The sequence below is a fragment of the Pseudomonas sp. LF-5 genome, assembly GCF_037626295.1.
In the GTDB taxonomy this organism is placed as follows: domain Bacteria; phylum Pseudomonadota; class Gammaproteobacteria; order Pseudomonadales; family Pseudomonadaceae; genus Aquipseudomonas; species Aquipseudomonas monsensis.
Genome location: NZ_JARKMT010000012.1, coordinates 77,526 through 91,517 on the forward strand (window position 1 = coordinate 77,526; position 13,992 = coordinate 91,517).

The 13,992-nt window shown below is 61.4% G+C and carries 12 protein-coding genes; 5 read left to right on the forward strand and 7 right to left on the reverse strand.

From position 1 onward, the window contains the following. Positions 1-24 precede the first annotated feature (24 nt). Complete coding sequence (locus PseuLF5_RS24835) at positions 25-927, reverse strand: DMT family transporter (RefSeq protein ID WP_222833627.1); 903 nt, start codon at positions 925-927, stop codon at positions 25-27. A 201-nt stretch (positions 928-1,128) separates the two neighbouring features. On the opposite strand from PseuLF5_RS24835, the gene PseuLF5_RS24840 reads away from it, so the two are divergent. Beyond that, the gene (locus PseuLF5_RS24840) at positions 1,129-2,004 is read left to right on the forward strand and encodes an AraC family transcriptional regulator (RefSeq protein WP_340134906.1); all 876 of its coding nucleotides are present in this window, start codon (positions 1,129-1,131) and stop codon (positions 2,002-2,004) included. Between the two features lie 220 nt (positions 2,005-2,224). On the opposite strand, the gene PseuLF5_RS24845 is transcribed toward PseuLF5_RS24840, so the two are convergent. From PseuLF5_RS24845 to PseuLF5_RS24860, 4 genes are all read right to left on the reverse strand, one after another. After that, positions 2,225-4,654, reverse strand: a complete 2,430-nt coding sequence (locus PseuLF5_RS24845; protein WP_340134907.1) for a TonB-dependent siderophore receptor — start codon at positions 4,652-4,654, stop codon at positions 2,225-2,227. 155 nt (positions 4,655-4,809) lie between these two features. Continuing rightward, positions 4,810-5,799, reverse strand: coding sequence for a FecR family protein (locus PseuLF5_RS24850; protein ID WP_340134908.1), 990 nt, complete (start codon positions 5,797-5,799; stop codon positions 4,810-4,812). Continuing rightward, positions 5,796-6,362: an RNA polymerase sigma factor gene (locus PseuLF5_RS24855; protein ID WP_340134909.1), complete on the reverse strand. Its 567-nt coding sequence runs from the start codon at positions 6,360-6,362 to the stop codon at positions 5,796-5,798. The genes PseuLF5_RS24850 and PseuLF5_RS24855 overlap by 4 nt, the downstream gene beginning before the upstream one ends. A 93-nt stretch (positions 6,363-6,455) precedes the next feature. After that, positions 6,456-6,761, reverse strand: coding sequence for a DUF3649 domain-containing protein (locus tag PseuLF5_RS24860; RefSeq protein ID WP_340134910.1), 306 nt, complete (start codon positions 6,759-6,761; stop codon positions 6,456-6,458). A 191-nt stretch (positions 6,762-6,952) separates the two neighbouring features. Between PseuLF5_RS24860 and PseuLF5_RS24865 the strand changes: the two genes are divergently transcribed. The 3 genes from PseuLF5_RS24865 (at position 6,953) to fecA (ending at position 10,819) form a co-directional block, all read left to right on the forward strand. After that, positions 6,953-7,441 (forward strand): sigma-70 family RNA polymerase sigma factor, encoded by a 489-nt coding sequence (locus tag PseuLF5_RS24865; RefSeq protein WP_123464791.1) that lies wholly within the window; start codon positions 6,953-6,955, stop codon positions 7,439-7,441. Beyond that, positions 7,438-8,370, forward strand: coding sequence for a DUF4880 domain-containing protein (locus PseuLF5_RS24870; RefSeq protein WP_340134911.1), 933 nt, complete (start codon positions 7,438-7,440; stop codon positions 8,368-8,370). Before PseuLF5_RS24865 ends, PseuLF5_RS24870 begins: the two co-directional genes overlap by 4 nt. A gap of 118 nt (positions 8,371-8,488) precedes the next feature. Continuing rightward, positions 8,489-10,819 (forward strand): TonB-dependent Fe(3+) dicitrate receptor FecA, encoded by a 2,331-nt coding sequence (gene fecA / locus PseuLF5_RS24875; RefSeq protein WP_340134912.1) that lies wholly within the window; start codon positions 8,489-8,491, stop codon positions 10,817-10,819. Between the two features lie 71 nt (positions 10,820-10,890). Here fecA and PseuLF5_RS24880 read toward each other — a convergent pair whose 3' ends face one another. Together PseuLF5_RS24880 and PseuLF5_RS24885 are read right to left on the reverse strand one after the other, a co-directional pair. Further along, positions 10,891-11,298: an HPF/RaiA family ribosome-associated protein gene (locus tag PseuLF5_RS24880; protein ID WP_123464785.1), complete on the reverse strand. Its 408-nt coding sequence runs from the start codon at positions 11,296-11,298 to the stop codon at positions 10,891-10,893. Between the two features lie 200 nt (positions 11,299-11,498). Beyond that, positions 11,499-12,446 carry a LysR substrate-binding domain-containing protein gene (locus tag PseuLF5_RS24885; RefSeq protein WP_007914183.1) on the reverse strand — a complete coding sequence of 316 codons (948 nt, stop codon included), beginning with the start codon at positions 12,444-12,446 and terminating at the stop codon, positions 11,499-11,501. A gap of 136 nt (positions 12,447-12,582) precedes the next feature. Between PseuLF5_RS24885 and PseuLF5_RS24890 the strand changes: the two genes are divergently transcribed. Then, positions 12,583-13,959 (forward strand): L-serine ammonia-lyase, encoded by a 1,377-nt coding sequence (locus tag PseuLF5_RS24890; protein ID WP_340134913.1) that lies wholly within the window; start codon positions 12,583-12,585, stop codon positions 13,957-13,959. Positions 13,960-13,992: the final 33 nt, after the last annotated feature.

Below are 13,992 nucleotides of genomic sequence, written 5' to 3' on the forward strand. Positions count from 1 at the left end.
TGCCCGTTGTTCCCTTCCGTTGCCTCAGGCCAGTTTGCCAGCAGCGGATACCGGCGCCACCCGCGGTTTGCGAAACACCAACACGTTGCCCAGCATCACCAGCACCAGCCCGACCAGCGCCGGCGCGGTCCACTGGTAACCTTCTGCGAACGCCGAAACGTTCAGTGCCACCACCGGGAACAGCACCGTGCAGTACGCCGCACGCTCCGGGCCCATGCGCCCGACCAGCGTCAGATAGGCCGTGAAGCCGATCACCGAACCCGGAATCACCAGATACAGCAATGCGCCGACGTAGCGTGGCGACCAGTCCATGTCGAACGGAATGCCTTTGACCAGGCACCACACCGAGAGCATCGCCGCGCCATAGGCCATGCCCCAGGCGTTGGTGGTCAGCGGCTTGAGGCCGGCCTTCTGCTGCAGGCTCGAGAGCATGTTGCCCGCCGAGAAACACAAGGTGCCGCACAGCGCCAGACCGAGGCCGAGCAAGGTTTGCGGGCTGGCTTGATGGCCCGCCAGTTCCGGCCAGAACAACAGACCCAGACCGAACAGCCCCAACGCCCCCCCCATCAGCACGTTACGTGCAATGCGCTGGCCGAAGAACACCCGCGCATTCAGGGCGTTCCACAACGTTGCGGTGGAAAACACCACGGCCACCAGACCGCTGGGAATCCACTGGCTGGCGGTCAGGAAGCACATGAAGTTGACGCAGAACAGGCACAGCCCCTGCGCCACGCAGATCAGATGCCCACGACGGTTCATCGGTTGCAGACGACGGCTGAGCAGCAACAATACAAACAGCACCAGTGCGGCGAGGCCGAAGCGATAAACGATAGACACCGGAATCGCGACCACGCCCAGTTGCCATTTCAGGGCAATCCAGGTGGTCCCCCAGATCAGCACGGTCAGCAGATACAACGACAGATTCATGGCAAATACTCCCTGATACGGCACAGCAAAACGCTTTTGCGTGGCGAGCGAGCTTGCTCGCCACAGGGTTTGCGCTTAATTGAGCGTCAGGGTGCTGCAACACGGGTCAAGGCACTTGCATAATCTTGCGCTTTTGTCTGACGGCAGGCTGGCAGCGCGAAGGCTACGGAGTAGGATGCAAGGCGTTGAAGAGAACCGATCATGGCAGCCATTGATACCCTGCAAGTCTTTCAAGCACTAAACAGTTCGCCGAACGCACGCCTCGTGCACAGCGCCGAGCTCGGTGACGGCTTGTCTGCCGCTTTGTGGACCAACCACCACGATGCGCAGGATTATGAAGCGCCGAGCCACCACACGTTGTCCTGCTACATCGCCGGAGGCACCGGCACCTTTCGTCGTGATCGACCTGGTCAAAAAGGCGGGCCGGACAAATTGTGCATCCTGCCGGCCGACCATGAATCGGGCTGGGTGATCAATGGCGATATCCGCCTCGCGCATCTGTATTTCAGCGCCGAACAATTTGCCCTCGGTTGCGTGACCCTGCTTGATCGCGAGCCTCGGGAAATGCAACTGCGCGAGCAAACCTTTCTCGAAGACCCGCAACAGGCTCAACGCTTCCGGCAGTTGCTGACGCTGAACTGGGACGAGCCCGGCGAACGCTTATTGACCAGCAGCCTGGCCCATGAACTGATCAGCCATACCTTGCTCAGCCAGGTGGGGGCGCGTCAGGGCCTGCGTTTGAAGGGCGGACTGGCAGCGCATCAGCGTCGGCAACTGGTGGAACTCATCGACAGTCAGTTGGCCGAGCCGATCAGCCTGGGGCAACTGGCCGGGTTATGTGCGCTGTCGGAATACCACTTTGCGCGGATGTTCCGCACCAGTTTCGGCCTGCCGCCGCATCAGTATGTGTTGGCGCGACGTTTGAGTCGGGCACGGGAATTGTTGCGCGCGACGGCGTTGCCATTGGGCGAGATTGCGCTGGCGTGCGGGTTTGCTAGCGCGAGTCATTTCACCAATCGGTTCAGGCAGGTTCTGGGCGGGACACCGGGTGAGTATCGGCAGGCGTTTTTGCGTTGAACCCTCCTCCCCTCACCCCAGCCCTCTCCCGGAGGGAGAGGGAGCCGATTGGGGGACGCTCAAGCATTACACCGACCTGAAAGTGCTGTTCTGAATCCAGAAGCGATTCGATAAATCCAGAATCGACTCGATGTTTCAGGACGACGTATCGCGCAACACACCTCGGTCAGTCCCCTCTCCCTCCGGGAGAGGGTTAGGGTGAGGGGCTTTTGATCTTGCCTTAAAACTCCAGGGTGCTGGACAGCGAAACCTGCCGCGCATCACCCATCGACACAAAGAACCGGCTCGCCGCCGAGGTGTAATAGGTGCGATCAAACAGGTTCTTCACGTTGAGCTGGAACTTGACCTTCTGCCCTTCGACCTTGGTGTCGTAAGTGGCGAACGCGTCAGCCACGGTATAGCTCGGCAGGTCGAAATCATTCACCGCGTTGCCCGCGCGCGCGCCGACATACCGCGCCCCGGCGCCGACACGCAATTGATCGCCGCCGATCACGCTGCCGAAGTCATACACCGCCGACAACGAGCCGGAATTCTTCGCCACGTTTTGCAGGCGCTTGCCTTTGTAGTCCGGGTCTTCGGTGACTTCGGCATCGGTATAGGCATAACTGCCGATCATGCTCCAGCGGTCGCTGAGCTGTCCGGTCAGGTCCAGCTCCAGACCACGGGAACGCACTTCGCCGGCCGCGCTGTAGATCGTGGTCGGGCCTTCCGAGTTGGCCACCAGCACGTTGCGTTTCTTGATGTCGAACAGGGCGATGTTGCCGGTCAGGCGCCCCGGTATATCCAGCCGCGCCCCCAGCTCCCACGACTTGGCTTCTTCTGGCGCAATGCTGCCGTCGAGCACGGTGCTGCTGCCGCTCAACGGGGCGATGGTCGAGTTGGGTTTAAACGACTCGGTATAGCTGCCGTAGAACGACAACTCGTCGGTGTAGCGATACACCAGACCGGCGCGCGGTACGAACTTCTGTCCATTGCTGTCAGTGTTGGCCTTGAACGGCACGCCTTTGCCGGCGTACTGGTCGTACTCCTGGAAGCGCCCGCCGGCGACCAGAATCCACTGATCATCAAGATGAATCGAGTCCTGCATGAACACCGAATCACTGCGCAGCAAATCAGTCTGGGCGCTGTCCGCCGGGCTGACCGTGGTGCCTTCCACTTCGCGGCCATACACCGGGTTGGTGTAGCTGAAGGTGCTCAGGCTTTTCTGGCGGATCAGGTCAGCACGATAGATCTTGCGGTACTCGTCATCGACACCGAACACCAGATCATGCTGCATGCCCAGCACATTGACCTTGCCTTCGAGGCTGGCGGTGGTGAAGCGGTCGGTGCTGATCGCACCATGCGTGCCGTCCATGCTGCGGGTCAGCGTGCCTTTTTTGGTGTCGATCGCGGTCACGCGCACCTGACTGGCGTCGTAGGTTTCGCGGTTCCAGCTGTAGCCGAAGTGAGCTTTCCAGTCGTCGGTGAGCTCGTGGTCGGCTTCGAAATGATAAAGGTCCGAACGGCCTTCCATGTCGTTGAACGGCTCGTCGAGGCGCTGCTTGCGCGAGATGTCCAGCGGGTGGTTGGTGCGCGGATCGATCAACGTGCCACGGTCGAACGGGGTGAGAAATTCGCGATGCTCGTAGCCGAACGACAGTTGAGTGCGCTCGCCGAACCAGGCCAGCGACGGCGCGATCAGCGTCTCGCGGTGGGTGCCGTAATTGCGCCAGTAATCTTCGTCTTCGTGATCGAGCACCAGCCGGTAGGCCAGGCCGGATTCACCCAGCGCACCGGTGCTGTCGAAGGTGCCGCCACTGCCATTCTTGCCGTCGCCGTAGGTCGAGCCGCGCAGGGTCAGGGCATTGTATTGAGTCAGTTCGGGTTTCTTGCTGACCAGATTGACCACGCCGCCCGGGTCCTGAATCCCGTACAACAACGAGGCCGGGCCCTTGAGCACTTCGACCCGATCGACCGTGGCGTTCATGCCCCGCCCCTGAACGATCGGCATGCCGTCGCGCATGATCGAGCCATTGCGGTTATCGCCAAAGCCGCGAGTCATCACCGAATCCTGGGTGCTGCCCAGCGTGTTGCCTTGGGTGATGCCGCTAACATTCGCCAGGGCGTCGTCGAGATTGCGCGGGGTCTGATCGCGGATGACCTGCGCCGGGATGACGTTGACGGTCTGCGGGATTTCCTGCAGCGAGGCCGAGGAACGCATCACCGAACTGGTTTCCGGTGGCTGGTAGCTCAGCGGATCGTCGCGCATCGAGGTAATGGTAGTGGCGCCAAGGTTCAGCGCGCCGGCGGTGGGTTGTGGCTCCAGCGCCAGGGTGTGGCTGTCGGTACGACGGAAGTTCAGCCCGGAACCGGCGAGCAGCCGTTGCAGCGCTTGTTCGGCACTCATTTGGCCATTCACCGCCGGCGCATTGAAGCCATACGGTGCTTCGTCGGTGTACACCACGCTTTGCCCGGTGACACGGGTGAAGTCGCTCAAGGCTTGCGGCAGCGGTTTGGCAGCCAAGGCGAAAGTAAACGGCTGTTGCGCCGGGCTGCTGACGGCTTCAGCCGCCAGCGCCACGCTCATCGGCAACAACGCCAATGCGGAAAAACTCAACGCCGAAACGCCTAACCACTGTTTGACCGAACCCGATTTTGCCCTGGACTTCATTGCTCAATGACCTGTGTAGAACCGCAACGGATGCGAATGACTCGCAGTTTCAGTCACTACACGGATGGGCCTGTGGTTTACCTCACCCCCATTCTGAAAATATTTTCAAAAATTGTGTTGGCGGATCTGGCTTGCGCGCGACCAGACCGAAAGCCTCAGCGCAAAATAATCAGATGCCCCAGCACCTGATGCTGCTCAAACCCCAACACCCCTTGCAGCGAACTCAACACCGCCTGCGGGTCCTTGCTCGGAAAACTGCCGCTGATCTTGCGTGCCGCCAGCTCATCGTCGAGCAGCACAATCCGCCCCGGGTAATAGCGCCGCAAATCCTGCACCACATCGGCCAGCGTGGTTTTGTAATACGTCAGCCAGCCCTGACGCCAGGCCAGTTGCGCTTCGCTGTCCACCGCATGCCATTTTTGCGCAGCGCCCTGACCATAGGCGACTTGCTGGCCGGCGGTGAGAATCTGTTGCTCGCCCTCACGCTGCGCCGTCACCCCGACTCGCCCGGACAACACCGTGACCTGCGCGCCGTGAGGTTGCAGACGCACTTCGAATTGCGTGCCAAGCACCCGCGCCTCGCCCTGCTCGGCCTCGACCACAAACGGAGCGCCCGTATGGGTGACGCTGAAAAAACCGGCACCACGGCGCAACTGCACATGCCGCTCGCCCTGGCTGAAATCCACGGCGATGGCGCTGTCGGCGTCCAGAGTCACTTGCGACTGATCGGCGAGGGTCACGGTGCGGATTTCGCCGGGCGCCGAGACATAGTCAGCGCCCAGATCAGCGATCCAGCGTTGCGGTTGCCAGCCGGTTCCAAGGCTGACCATCAACAACAGGCTCGCCGCCAGCGCCAGCACGCCGGCCCCGCGAACGAGCGACTTGCGGCGCGGGCGATCCATCGCGTTGAGGTAACCCTGCAATGCGAAAGCCTCTTCATCGGCCAGAGTGCGTGCCGGGCCTTCACTCAGTTCCCAGATCACCTGAGCCTGAGCATACGCCCGGGCGTGGGCCGGATCGGCGCGCAGCCATTGGCTGAACGTGAGTTGATCGCCAGCGCTCGGCCGGTCGTGCAACAGGCTCAGCCAGGCCAGCGCAGCCTGCTCCTGCGCGGGCGTCGGGGGAATAGAATCGGATCGGTTCACGGTGCTTTCCCTGGCAGGCGTGGCGCGGGTTCGCGCAGGCTGGCCTTGCAGGCCTCAAGGGCGCGCATCATATGTTTTTCAACAGCGCTTTGGGACAGGCCCATGGCTTTGGCGATATCCGCGTACCTGCGGCCGTGGATGCGATTGAGCAAAAAAATCTGCCGGGTGCGCTCGGGCAAGGCGCGCAACGCCGCTTCAACGTGGCGCAGATCGTTGCCGGCTTCTAGTGCGGCTTGCGGTTCGCTGCCGTGGCTGTGCGGTTCCTCCGGTTGCCAGCCTTCGTTGACCCGCACCCGCGTGCCTTCGCTGCGCAAATGGTCGATGGCGATGTTGCCGGCGCAGCGCAACAGATAGGTGCTGAGTTCTTCGACCTGCACCAGCGGCCGCCGCCAGAAACGCAGAAACAGATCCTGCACCAGGTCCGCCGCCGTCGCCCGGCACCCGACGCGGCGGTTCACCAGCGCTTCCATTTGCGAACGCTGGGACAGAAACACCTGAAGGAAATGCGCACGGGCACCCTGCGGCTCGTCGTCGCGCGATTCCGGTGGATGACTGATCAGCATGTCAGACCAACGCCCATGCGGCGGCCGGGCTGGCCAACAGGCTCAGCCAGATCCTGCTGGGCAGCCAGGCCATCAACGGGTGCAAGCCCTCTTTCATGCGTAACCCAAGCCGCGCGCCGCGCCGGAGATGGTCGCGAGCATCACGCTCGGCACCAGCAAGCCGACCCACGCCGACCACGCCGTGCGGCAGGCAAAGCACCAGAGCACGGCAACCAGATAGACCAGGAAGGAAACGGTCATGCCGGTCACCACCGCTTCGGCACGGCTCAACGGCAGCCAGAGGGTCAGGGTGACACTGGCCAGTGCCGCCACCAGATAGCCGCCAAACACCGCGGCCAACACTCGCGAGGTGATAGCCAGACGATAGGACAATGGGAGTGCGGCGAGTTTGCCTTTCATGTTTCGACCCTGAAACGAAAAACGTCCGACCGATCGACCGAACCTACAGGCGAGCAATATTAATGATAAATATTCTCATACGCAAAAGCATCTGATTGCCGGCCGACAGCTTGAACCCCTACAATGCGAACAGTTCTTGTTCTCTAACGCATGCTCTTTACCGCGTCCCCCAGGCGCCCGGAGTCATACCGTTGTCGTCCGCCCATCCTGTCGAATCGCTTTATCAGGCCCACCACCCTTGGCTGACCGGCTGGCTGCGGCGCAAACTCGGCTGCCCGGACAGCGCGGCGGACCTGGCACAAGATACTTTCATCAAGCTGCTCAGCGCCCGCGAACCGCCGTTGATCATCGAGCCAAGGGCCTTTCTCACCACGCTGGCCAAGCGAGTCCTGTTCAATCATTACCGTCGTCAGGACCTCGAGCGTGCCTACCTCGACACGCTGGCGCAGATGCCGGAAATGCTCGCGCCGTCGGAAGAAGACAAAGCGATCATCCTGCAAACCCTGATGGAGCTGGATCAGTTGCTCGACGGTTTGCCGCGCCCGGTCAAACGCGCCTTCCTGCTGGCGCAGGTCGATGGCCTGACGTATCCACAGATCGCTGGCGAATTGGGGATTTCCGTGGCCACGGTCAAACGCCATCTGAACAAAGCGGCAATGCGCTGCTATTTCGCCCTGTGAATCGCGTCCCGGATTTCTCTTCGCAGGTGGCCGAGCAGGCCGTGCACTGGCTGCTGGAAATGCAGCAAGGCACCTTTACCCCGCGCCAGCAGCAGGCGCTGCAACAATGGCTGGATGCACACAGCGAACACCGCCGCGCATGGGAACACATCCAGCGGGTCAACCAGCGCTTGCGCGGGGTGTCTTCGCCGCTGGCCCACGCGGCATTGAATGCGCCGCCATCCGCCGGCCGTCGTCAGGCGCTGAAACTGCTGGTGCTGCTCGGCGCCGGATCGGCACTCACCTGGGGGATGCGCGAGCACACGCCGCTGCCGGCGCTGCTCGCCGACTACCGCAGCCCGGTGGGGCAGCGGCGCAAGATTTCCCTGGGCACGGGGGATCAACTGCAACTCAACACCGCCAGTGCTGCCGATGTCGACGGTTCGCAGCGATTGATCCGTCTGCTCGAAGGGGAAATGCTGCTGAGCGCCATGCAGGCATTCGAAGTGCGTACCGCGCAGGGCGTCCTGAAGACCCACGGCGCTCGACTCAACGTGCGCCAGTTTGCCGATCGCACCCAGGTGGCATTGTTTGAAGGCCGGGTCGAACTGACCAGCAACGATCGTGCGCCAATGTTGTTGCCGGTGGCCCGGCAACTGAGTTTCAGCGCGACTGCGGTCAGCGAGGCCACACCACTGGACGCCAACAGCGGCGCCTGGACCGACGGTATGTTGGTCGCGGCGCATATGCGCCTGGGCGACTTCCTCGATGAACTGAGCCGCTACCGTCGCGGGCAGCTGAACTGCGCGGCGACAGTTGCCGACCTGCTGATTTCCGGGACTTATCCCCTGGATGACAGCGAACGGATTCTGGATGTGCTGGAAATCAGTTTGCCGGTGAAAGTCAGGCGCTTTACCCGGTATTGGGTAACCGTAGAAGCCAAAGCCTGAAAAGCTCCCTCGCCACAAAAACAGTCGAAAAAATGTTTGTAAACCATGAGCCGTTTTTCAGATCTGACGTGACAGAGAAGGAAAGCCCCTTGATTCAACCTTCTCAGGATCATCCGTCATGCACCCCACCCGCCTCACACCCCTGGCCCGCAGCCTGCGCAACCTTGTCCTCGGCGCCAGCCTGAGCTTTAGCGCCCTGCCCGCCCTGGCAGCCGAAACCAGGGTTTACCACATCGCCCCGGCGTCGCTGGAAAACGCCCTCAACCAGTTTGGCCGTGAAGCCGGCGTGCTGATTTCTTTCGGTTCGCAAGTCACCAGCGGTGTGCCAAGCCGTGGCCTGGAGGGCAGTTACACCGCCGCGCAAGGTCTTGATGCACTGCTCGAAGGCACCGGCCTGCAAGCCCGCGCCGAGGGCAACAATGCCTTCAGCCTGCAACCGGTGACCACCGGTGCTATTGAGCTGGACACGTCGAAAGTCGTCGGTGACTGGCTGGGCGATGCGGCGCAGGTCAACGTCTTCGAGCATCCGGGCGCCCGCGACGTGATCCGCCGCGAAGACTTCGAACGCCAGGGCGCGACGCAGGCGCGGGACGTGCTCAACCGCATTCCCGGGGTCAACGCCCCGGAAAACAACGGCACCGGCAGCCACGACATGGCGCTGAACTTCGGCATTCGCGGCTTGAACCCACGACTGGCCGCGCGCTCGACCGTGTTGATGGACGGCATTCCCGTGCCCTTCGCACCGTATGGTCAACCGCAGTTGTCCTTCGCGCCGATCAGCATGGGCAACATGGATGCGGTGGACGTGGTACGGGGTGGTGGCGCGGTGCGTTACGGCCCACAGAACGTCGGCGGCGTGGTCAACTTTGTGACTCGTGCCATTCCTGATGAGCCGACGGTCAAGGGCGGTTTCCAGACCGAAACCAGCCCGTCGTCGAGCCATGACGGCTTCAAGACCAGCGCCAATCTGCTGGCCGGCGGCACCAACGCCAATGGTCTGGGTGGCGCTTTGCTGTACTCCGGCACCCGCGGCGGCGACTGGCGTGAACACAGCGACACCGAGATCGACGACCTGATTCTCAAGGGCAAATACCAGCTCGATGAGGCCAACAGTTTCAACGCCATGGCCCAGTATTACGAAGGCAAGGCGGACATGCCGGGTGGTTTGAGCGTCGCCGATTACGACGCCGATCCGTATCAGTCGACGCGGCTGAAAGACCAGTTCTGGGGCCGGCGGACGATGTTCAACTTCGGCTATCGCTATCAGGAAGATCGACGCGAATTCACCGCCAACACCTTCTTCACCAAGACCCTGCGCAGCGGTTATCTCGATCAGGGCAGCTTCCTCTCGCTGTCGCCACGTGAGTATTGGGTGCGCGGTTTCGAAACCCGTTTCGCCCAGGGCTTCGACCTCGGCCCGAGCAGCCATGAAGTCGGCGTTGGCTACCGCTACATCAACGAGGCCGGCCATGAGTTGCGCTATCGCACGCCGATCAGCAGCAACCAGTACCCGACCAGCAACAGCCGCAACGACCGCGACACTCGGGGCGGTACCGAGGCCAATGCGTTCTTCGTCGACGACCGCATCGACATCGGCAAATGGACCATCACCCCGGGCGTGCGCTACGAGATGATCGAGTCGCAGCAGACCAACAACCTGACCAACGCCAAATACCAGGGCGATTACAACACCGCGCTGCCGGCGCTGAACGTGCTGTATCACCTGACCGACAGCTGGAACCTGTACGCCAACACCGAAGGTTCGTTCGGCAGCGTGCAGTACAGCCAGATGCCCAACCGCGTGAGCAGCGGCGAAGTGAAGCCGGAAAAGGCCCGCACCTGGGAACTCGGCACCCGTTACGACAACGGCGCACTGCGTGCGGAAATCGGCGCGTTTTTGATCAACTTCGACAACCAGTATGAAAGCAACCAGACCAACGATTCGGTGATTGCCCGTGGCGAAACACGCCATCAAGGCATCGAGACCAGCGTCAATTACGCGCTGGATGACGTGAGCCCGGCACTGGCCGGTTTCGATGTGTACGCCACTTACGCCTACGTCGACGCGACCATTCGCGAAGACGGGCCGAACAAGGGCAATCGCGTGCCGTTCTCCTCGAAACACAAAGGCACGATCGGCGTCGGTTACACCGAGGGACCGTGGAAACTCAACTTCGATAGCAGCTTCCAGAGCGACCAGTTCGCCGACAATGCCAACACCTCAAAAGAAAGCGCCGATGGCAGCACCGGCAAGATCCCGGGCTACATGCTGTTCAGCAGCCGTGCGGGTTATGACTTCGGCCCGCAACTGTCGGACCTGAATGTGGCGGTGGGAGTGAAGAACATCTTCAACACCCAGTACTTCACGCGTTCGTTCGATGACAACAACAAGGGCAAGTACGTGGGTGAGCCGCGCACGGTGTATGTGCAGACTTCTGTAGCGTTCTGACAGCGACACAAACAAAAACGGGCCTGCATTCGCAGGCCCGTTCTCATTCGGTGGCTTATGAAATCAGCGCATCAACTGTTGATCGCTGCCTGTTCATTCTCGTCAAACTCTTCTGCCAACAGCTTGTCGTTGGCCTTGGCGGTGAAGGGCACGATGGCGGCGCGGGGTTTGCCTCGCAGTTTGCCAAACAAGTGCTCCAGCGCGTGTTCCAGTTTTTCGGCTGCACCGTCGATCGCCTGTTCCAGCGAATCGGCTTTATGAGTGACGGAGATCGGTTGATGGCCTTTTGGCCGCGCTTCCAGCTGGCAGCGCATGTCATGGGGACCTGGTTTGTCACCGTTCTCGTCGGCCAGATGGACTTCGACGCGGGTCAGGTCTTCTTCATAACGTTCGAGCGTGCTCTCAATGGTTGTACGTACCCACTCCTCCAGTCGTTGACTACTTTGAATATGGTTATCGCTGTTGACTTGGATTTGCATAGTTCATCCCTTATTTCAGCTAGCTCGCAAGAGGCCTTGAACAGGATTTCGTGACCTCTTGATTACAACAATCGGCCCGACTGACGAACATTTCAACCCCTGGAAAAAGATAAATATTCATTCGCAAAAAAAGCCGGACAACCGAGCAAGTCACTGGTAAGGTCGGGAGTTGGGTCGCCTCGCAACCCTGCAAAATCTGCTCACAATTGCCCGTCGTTCAACGGGTGCAAACTGCGGAAAATCCCCGCCTCTTCCACCAGCCAGTCATGCACCGCACGCACGCCCGGATGGCTCAGCGCCCCCGGCGCGTAGAGCAACACGTAGCGTTTGTGATTTGGCACCGACAGCCCGAACGGCACGATCAAGGTGCCGCGTTCCAGCTCATCATTGAGCAGTGTGCGCCGGGCAATCGCCACGCCCATGCCGGCGATCGCGGCTTCGATCGTCAAGTGATTGCGATTGAAGGTATGGCCGCGCCGGACATCGGCGCCCTCGAAGCCGATCGCGTTCAGATAAAACTCCCATTCCGCATATTCGTAACTGCCGCGCCAGGCCGTGATGTCGTGCAGCAGCGGGAAATGCACCAGATCCGCCGGCCCATGCAGCGGCGGGCGTCCACGCAGCAGACTCGGCGCACACACGGGGAAAATCTGCTCATCGAGCAAGGCTGTGGATAACAGCCCCGGGTAGCTGCCGTCGTTCAGGTCAATCGCCAGATCAAAGTCGCCCTCGTGCAACGGCACGCTGCTGTCCTCGGCCACCAGGCGTAATTGGATGTCGGGATAGCGCTGCTGCAGGCGCGGCAGACGCGGGGTCAGCCATTTGCTGAGGAACGATGGAATCGAACGTACCCGCAGAATCCCGCTGATCATTCCGGCATCCAGTCGGCGCAGTTCGGCATCGATGCTGCCGTAGGCCTCATTGACCGTAATCGCCAGCCGCTGCCCTTCCGCGCTCAGCTCCACACCTCGCGCCCGACGATGGAACAGGCGAAAACCGAGGCGCTCCTCCAGTTGCCGGATCTGCTGGCTGACCGCCCCCGGGGTGATGTGCAGCTCTTCTGCACAGCGGGTGAACGACAGGTGCCGCGCGGCACAGGAAAACACCTGCAGCCAGACGTAGGTCTGGGCATGCAATTGACGGCTCATCGTTTAGTCCTGCTAAAGGCTTTCTTAGGAAGTTTCGTTGGTCACGTAGTACCGAGGTAGGCAGTATCGCCGACATTGCGCTTGGCCTACAAAAAATGGCAGCGATTTCCTACTCCATTGCTTGTAAGGCTTTAGCATGGCTATCAGTGTTTTCGATCTATTCAAAGTCGGCATCGGCCCGTCCAGCTCCCACACCGTCGGCCCGATGCGCGCCGCTGCGACCTTCGCCGAGGCGCTGATTGATCAGCGTGTGTTGAACGATGTCCGTCGTGTGGAAATCCGTTTGTACGGTTCGTTGTCGGCCACCGGCGTCGGTCACGCCACCGACCGCGCCACGGTCATGGGCCTGATGGGCGAATGGCCGGACCGTATCGATCCGTCGACCATCGACCCACGTATCCAGCAACTGCGCGAAACAGGCCGCCTGTCACTCGCCGGGCAAAGAGAAATTGCCTTCAACTGGCAGACCGATCTCCTGCTGCTCGACGAGAGCCTGCCCTACCACCCCAACGCCATGTCGCTGACAGCCTTCGGCGAAACCGCCGAGTTGTTCGCACAAACCTACTACTCGGTCGGCGGCGGTTTCATCATCGAGGCCGCAGAGGCGGAATCCGGTGTGGCGCCGGCTGGCGATGTGGTGTTGCCGTACGATTTTTCCAGCGCCGCCGAACTGCTGAGCCTGTGCAGGCAGCACAACCTGCGTGTGTCCGAGCTGATGATGGCCAACGAACGCGCCTGGCGTAGCGACGACGAAATCCGCCAGGGCCTGTTGCACATCTGGTCGGTGATGCGCGAGTGCGTCGAACAAGGCCTGCGCCACGAAGGGATTCTGCCTGGTGGCCTGAACGTGCCGCGCCGGGCGGCGAAACTGCACCGCAGCCTGCTGGAAATCGGCAAGCCGAATGTGATCAGTTCGACGCTGTCGGCAATGGAATGGGTCAACCTGTTCGCCCTCGCCGTCAACGAAGAAAACGCTGCCGGCGGGCGTATGGTCACCGCGCCGACCAACGGTGCAGCCGGGATCATTCCGGCAGTTCTGCACTACTACACGAAATTCAACCCGGACGCGTCTGACGATGATGTGGTCGCGTTCTTTCTCGGTGCCGCCGCCGTCGGCATTCTGTGTAAGAAAAATGCCTCGATCTCCGGCGCCGAAGTCGGTTGCCAGGGCGAAGTCGGTTCGGCCTGCGCCATGGCCGCAGCGGGCCTGGCCGATGTGCTCGGCGCCACCCCGGAGCAACTGGAGAACGCCGCCGAAATCGGCCTGGAACACAACCTCGGCCTGACCTGCGACCCGGTCGGCGGCCTGGTGCAAGTGCCGTGCATCGAGCGCAACGCCATCGCGGCGGTGAAGGCGATCAACGCCACGCAAATGGCCCTGCGCGGCGACGGTAAACACTTCATCTCCCTCGACCGGGTGATCCGCACCATGCGCGATACCGGCGCCGACATGCATGACAAATACAAAGAGACTTCACGGGGCGGCCTGGCCGTGAGCTGGGTGGAGTGCTGACGCGCATTCCCTGACCGCCCCGGCAGACCGCGC

What these genes read in the sequence shown, in the direction of transcription:
- PseuLF5_RS24835 (WP_222833627.1), bottom strand. Translation starts at nt 927, where the DNA reads ATGAATCTGTCGTTGTATCTGCTGACCGTGCTGATCTGGGGGACCACC.
- PseuLF5_RS24840 (WP_340134906.1), top strand. Translation starts at nt 1,129, where the DNA reads ATGGCAGCCATTGATACCCTGCAAGTCTTTCAAGCACTAAACAGTTCG.
- PseuLF5_RS24845 (WP_340134907.1), bottom strand. Translation starts at nt 4,654, where the DNA reads ATGAAGTCCAGGGCAAAATCGGGTTCGGTCAAACAGTGGTTAGGCGTT.
- PseuLF5_RS24855 (WP_340134909.1), bottom strand. Translation starts at nt 6,362, where the DNA reads ATGCTGATCAGTCATCCACCGGAATCGCGCGACGACGAGCCGCAGGGT.
- PseuLF5_RS24860 (WP_340134910.1), bottom strand. Translation starts at nt 6,761, where the DNA reads ATGAAAGGCAAACTCGCCGCACTCCCATTGTCCTATCGTCTGGCTATC.
- fecA (WP_340134912.1), top strand. Translation starts at nt 8,489, where the DNA reads ATGCACCCCACCCGCCTCACACCCCTGGCCCGCAGCCTGCGCAACCTT.
- PseuLF5_RS24880 (WP_123464785.1), bottom strand. Translation starts at nt 11,298, where the DNA reads ATGCAAATCCAAGTCAACAGCGATAACCATATTCAAAGTAGTCAACGA.
- PseuLF5_RS24885 (WP_007914183.1), bottom strand. Translation starts at nt 12,446, where the DNA reads ATGAGCCGTCAATTGCATGCCCAGACCTACGTCTGGCTGCAGGTGTTT.
- PseuLF5_RS24890 (WP_340134913.1), top strand. Translation starts at nt 12,583, where the DNA reads ATGGCTATCAGTGTTTTCGATCTATTCAAAGTCGGCATCGGCCCGTCC.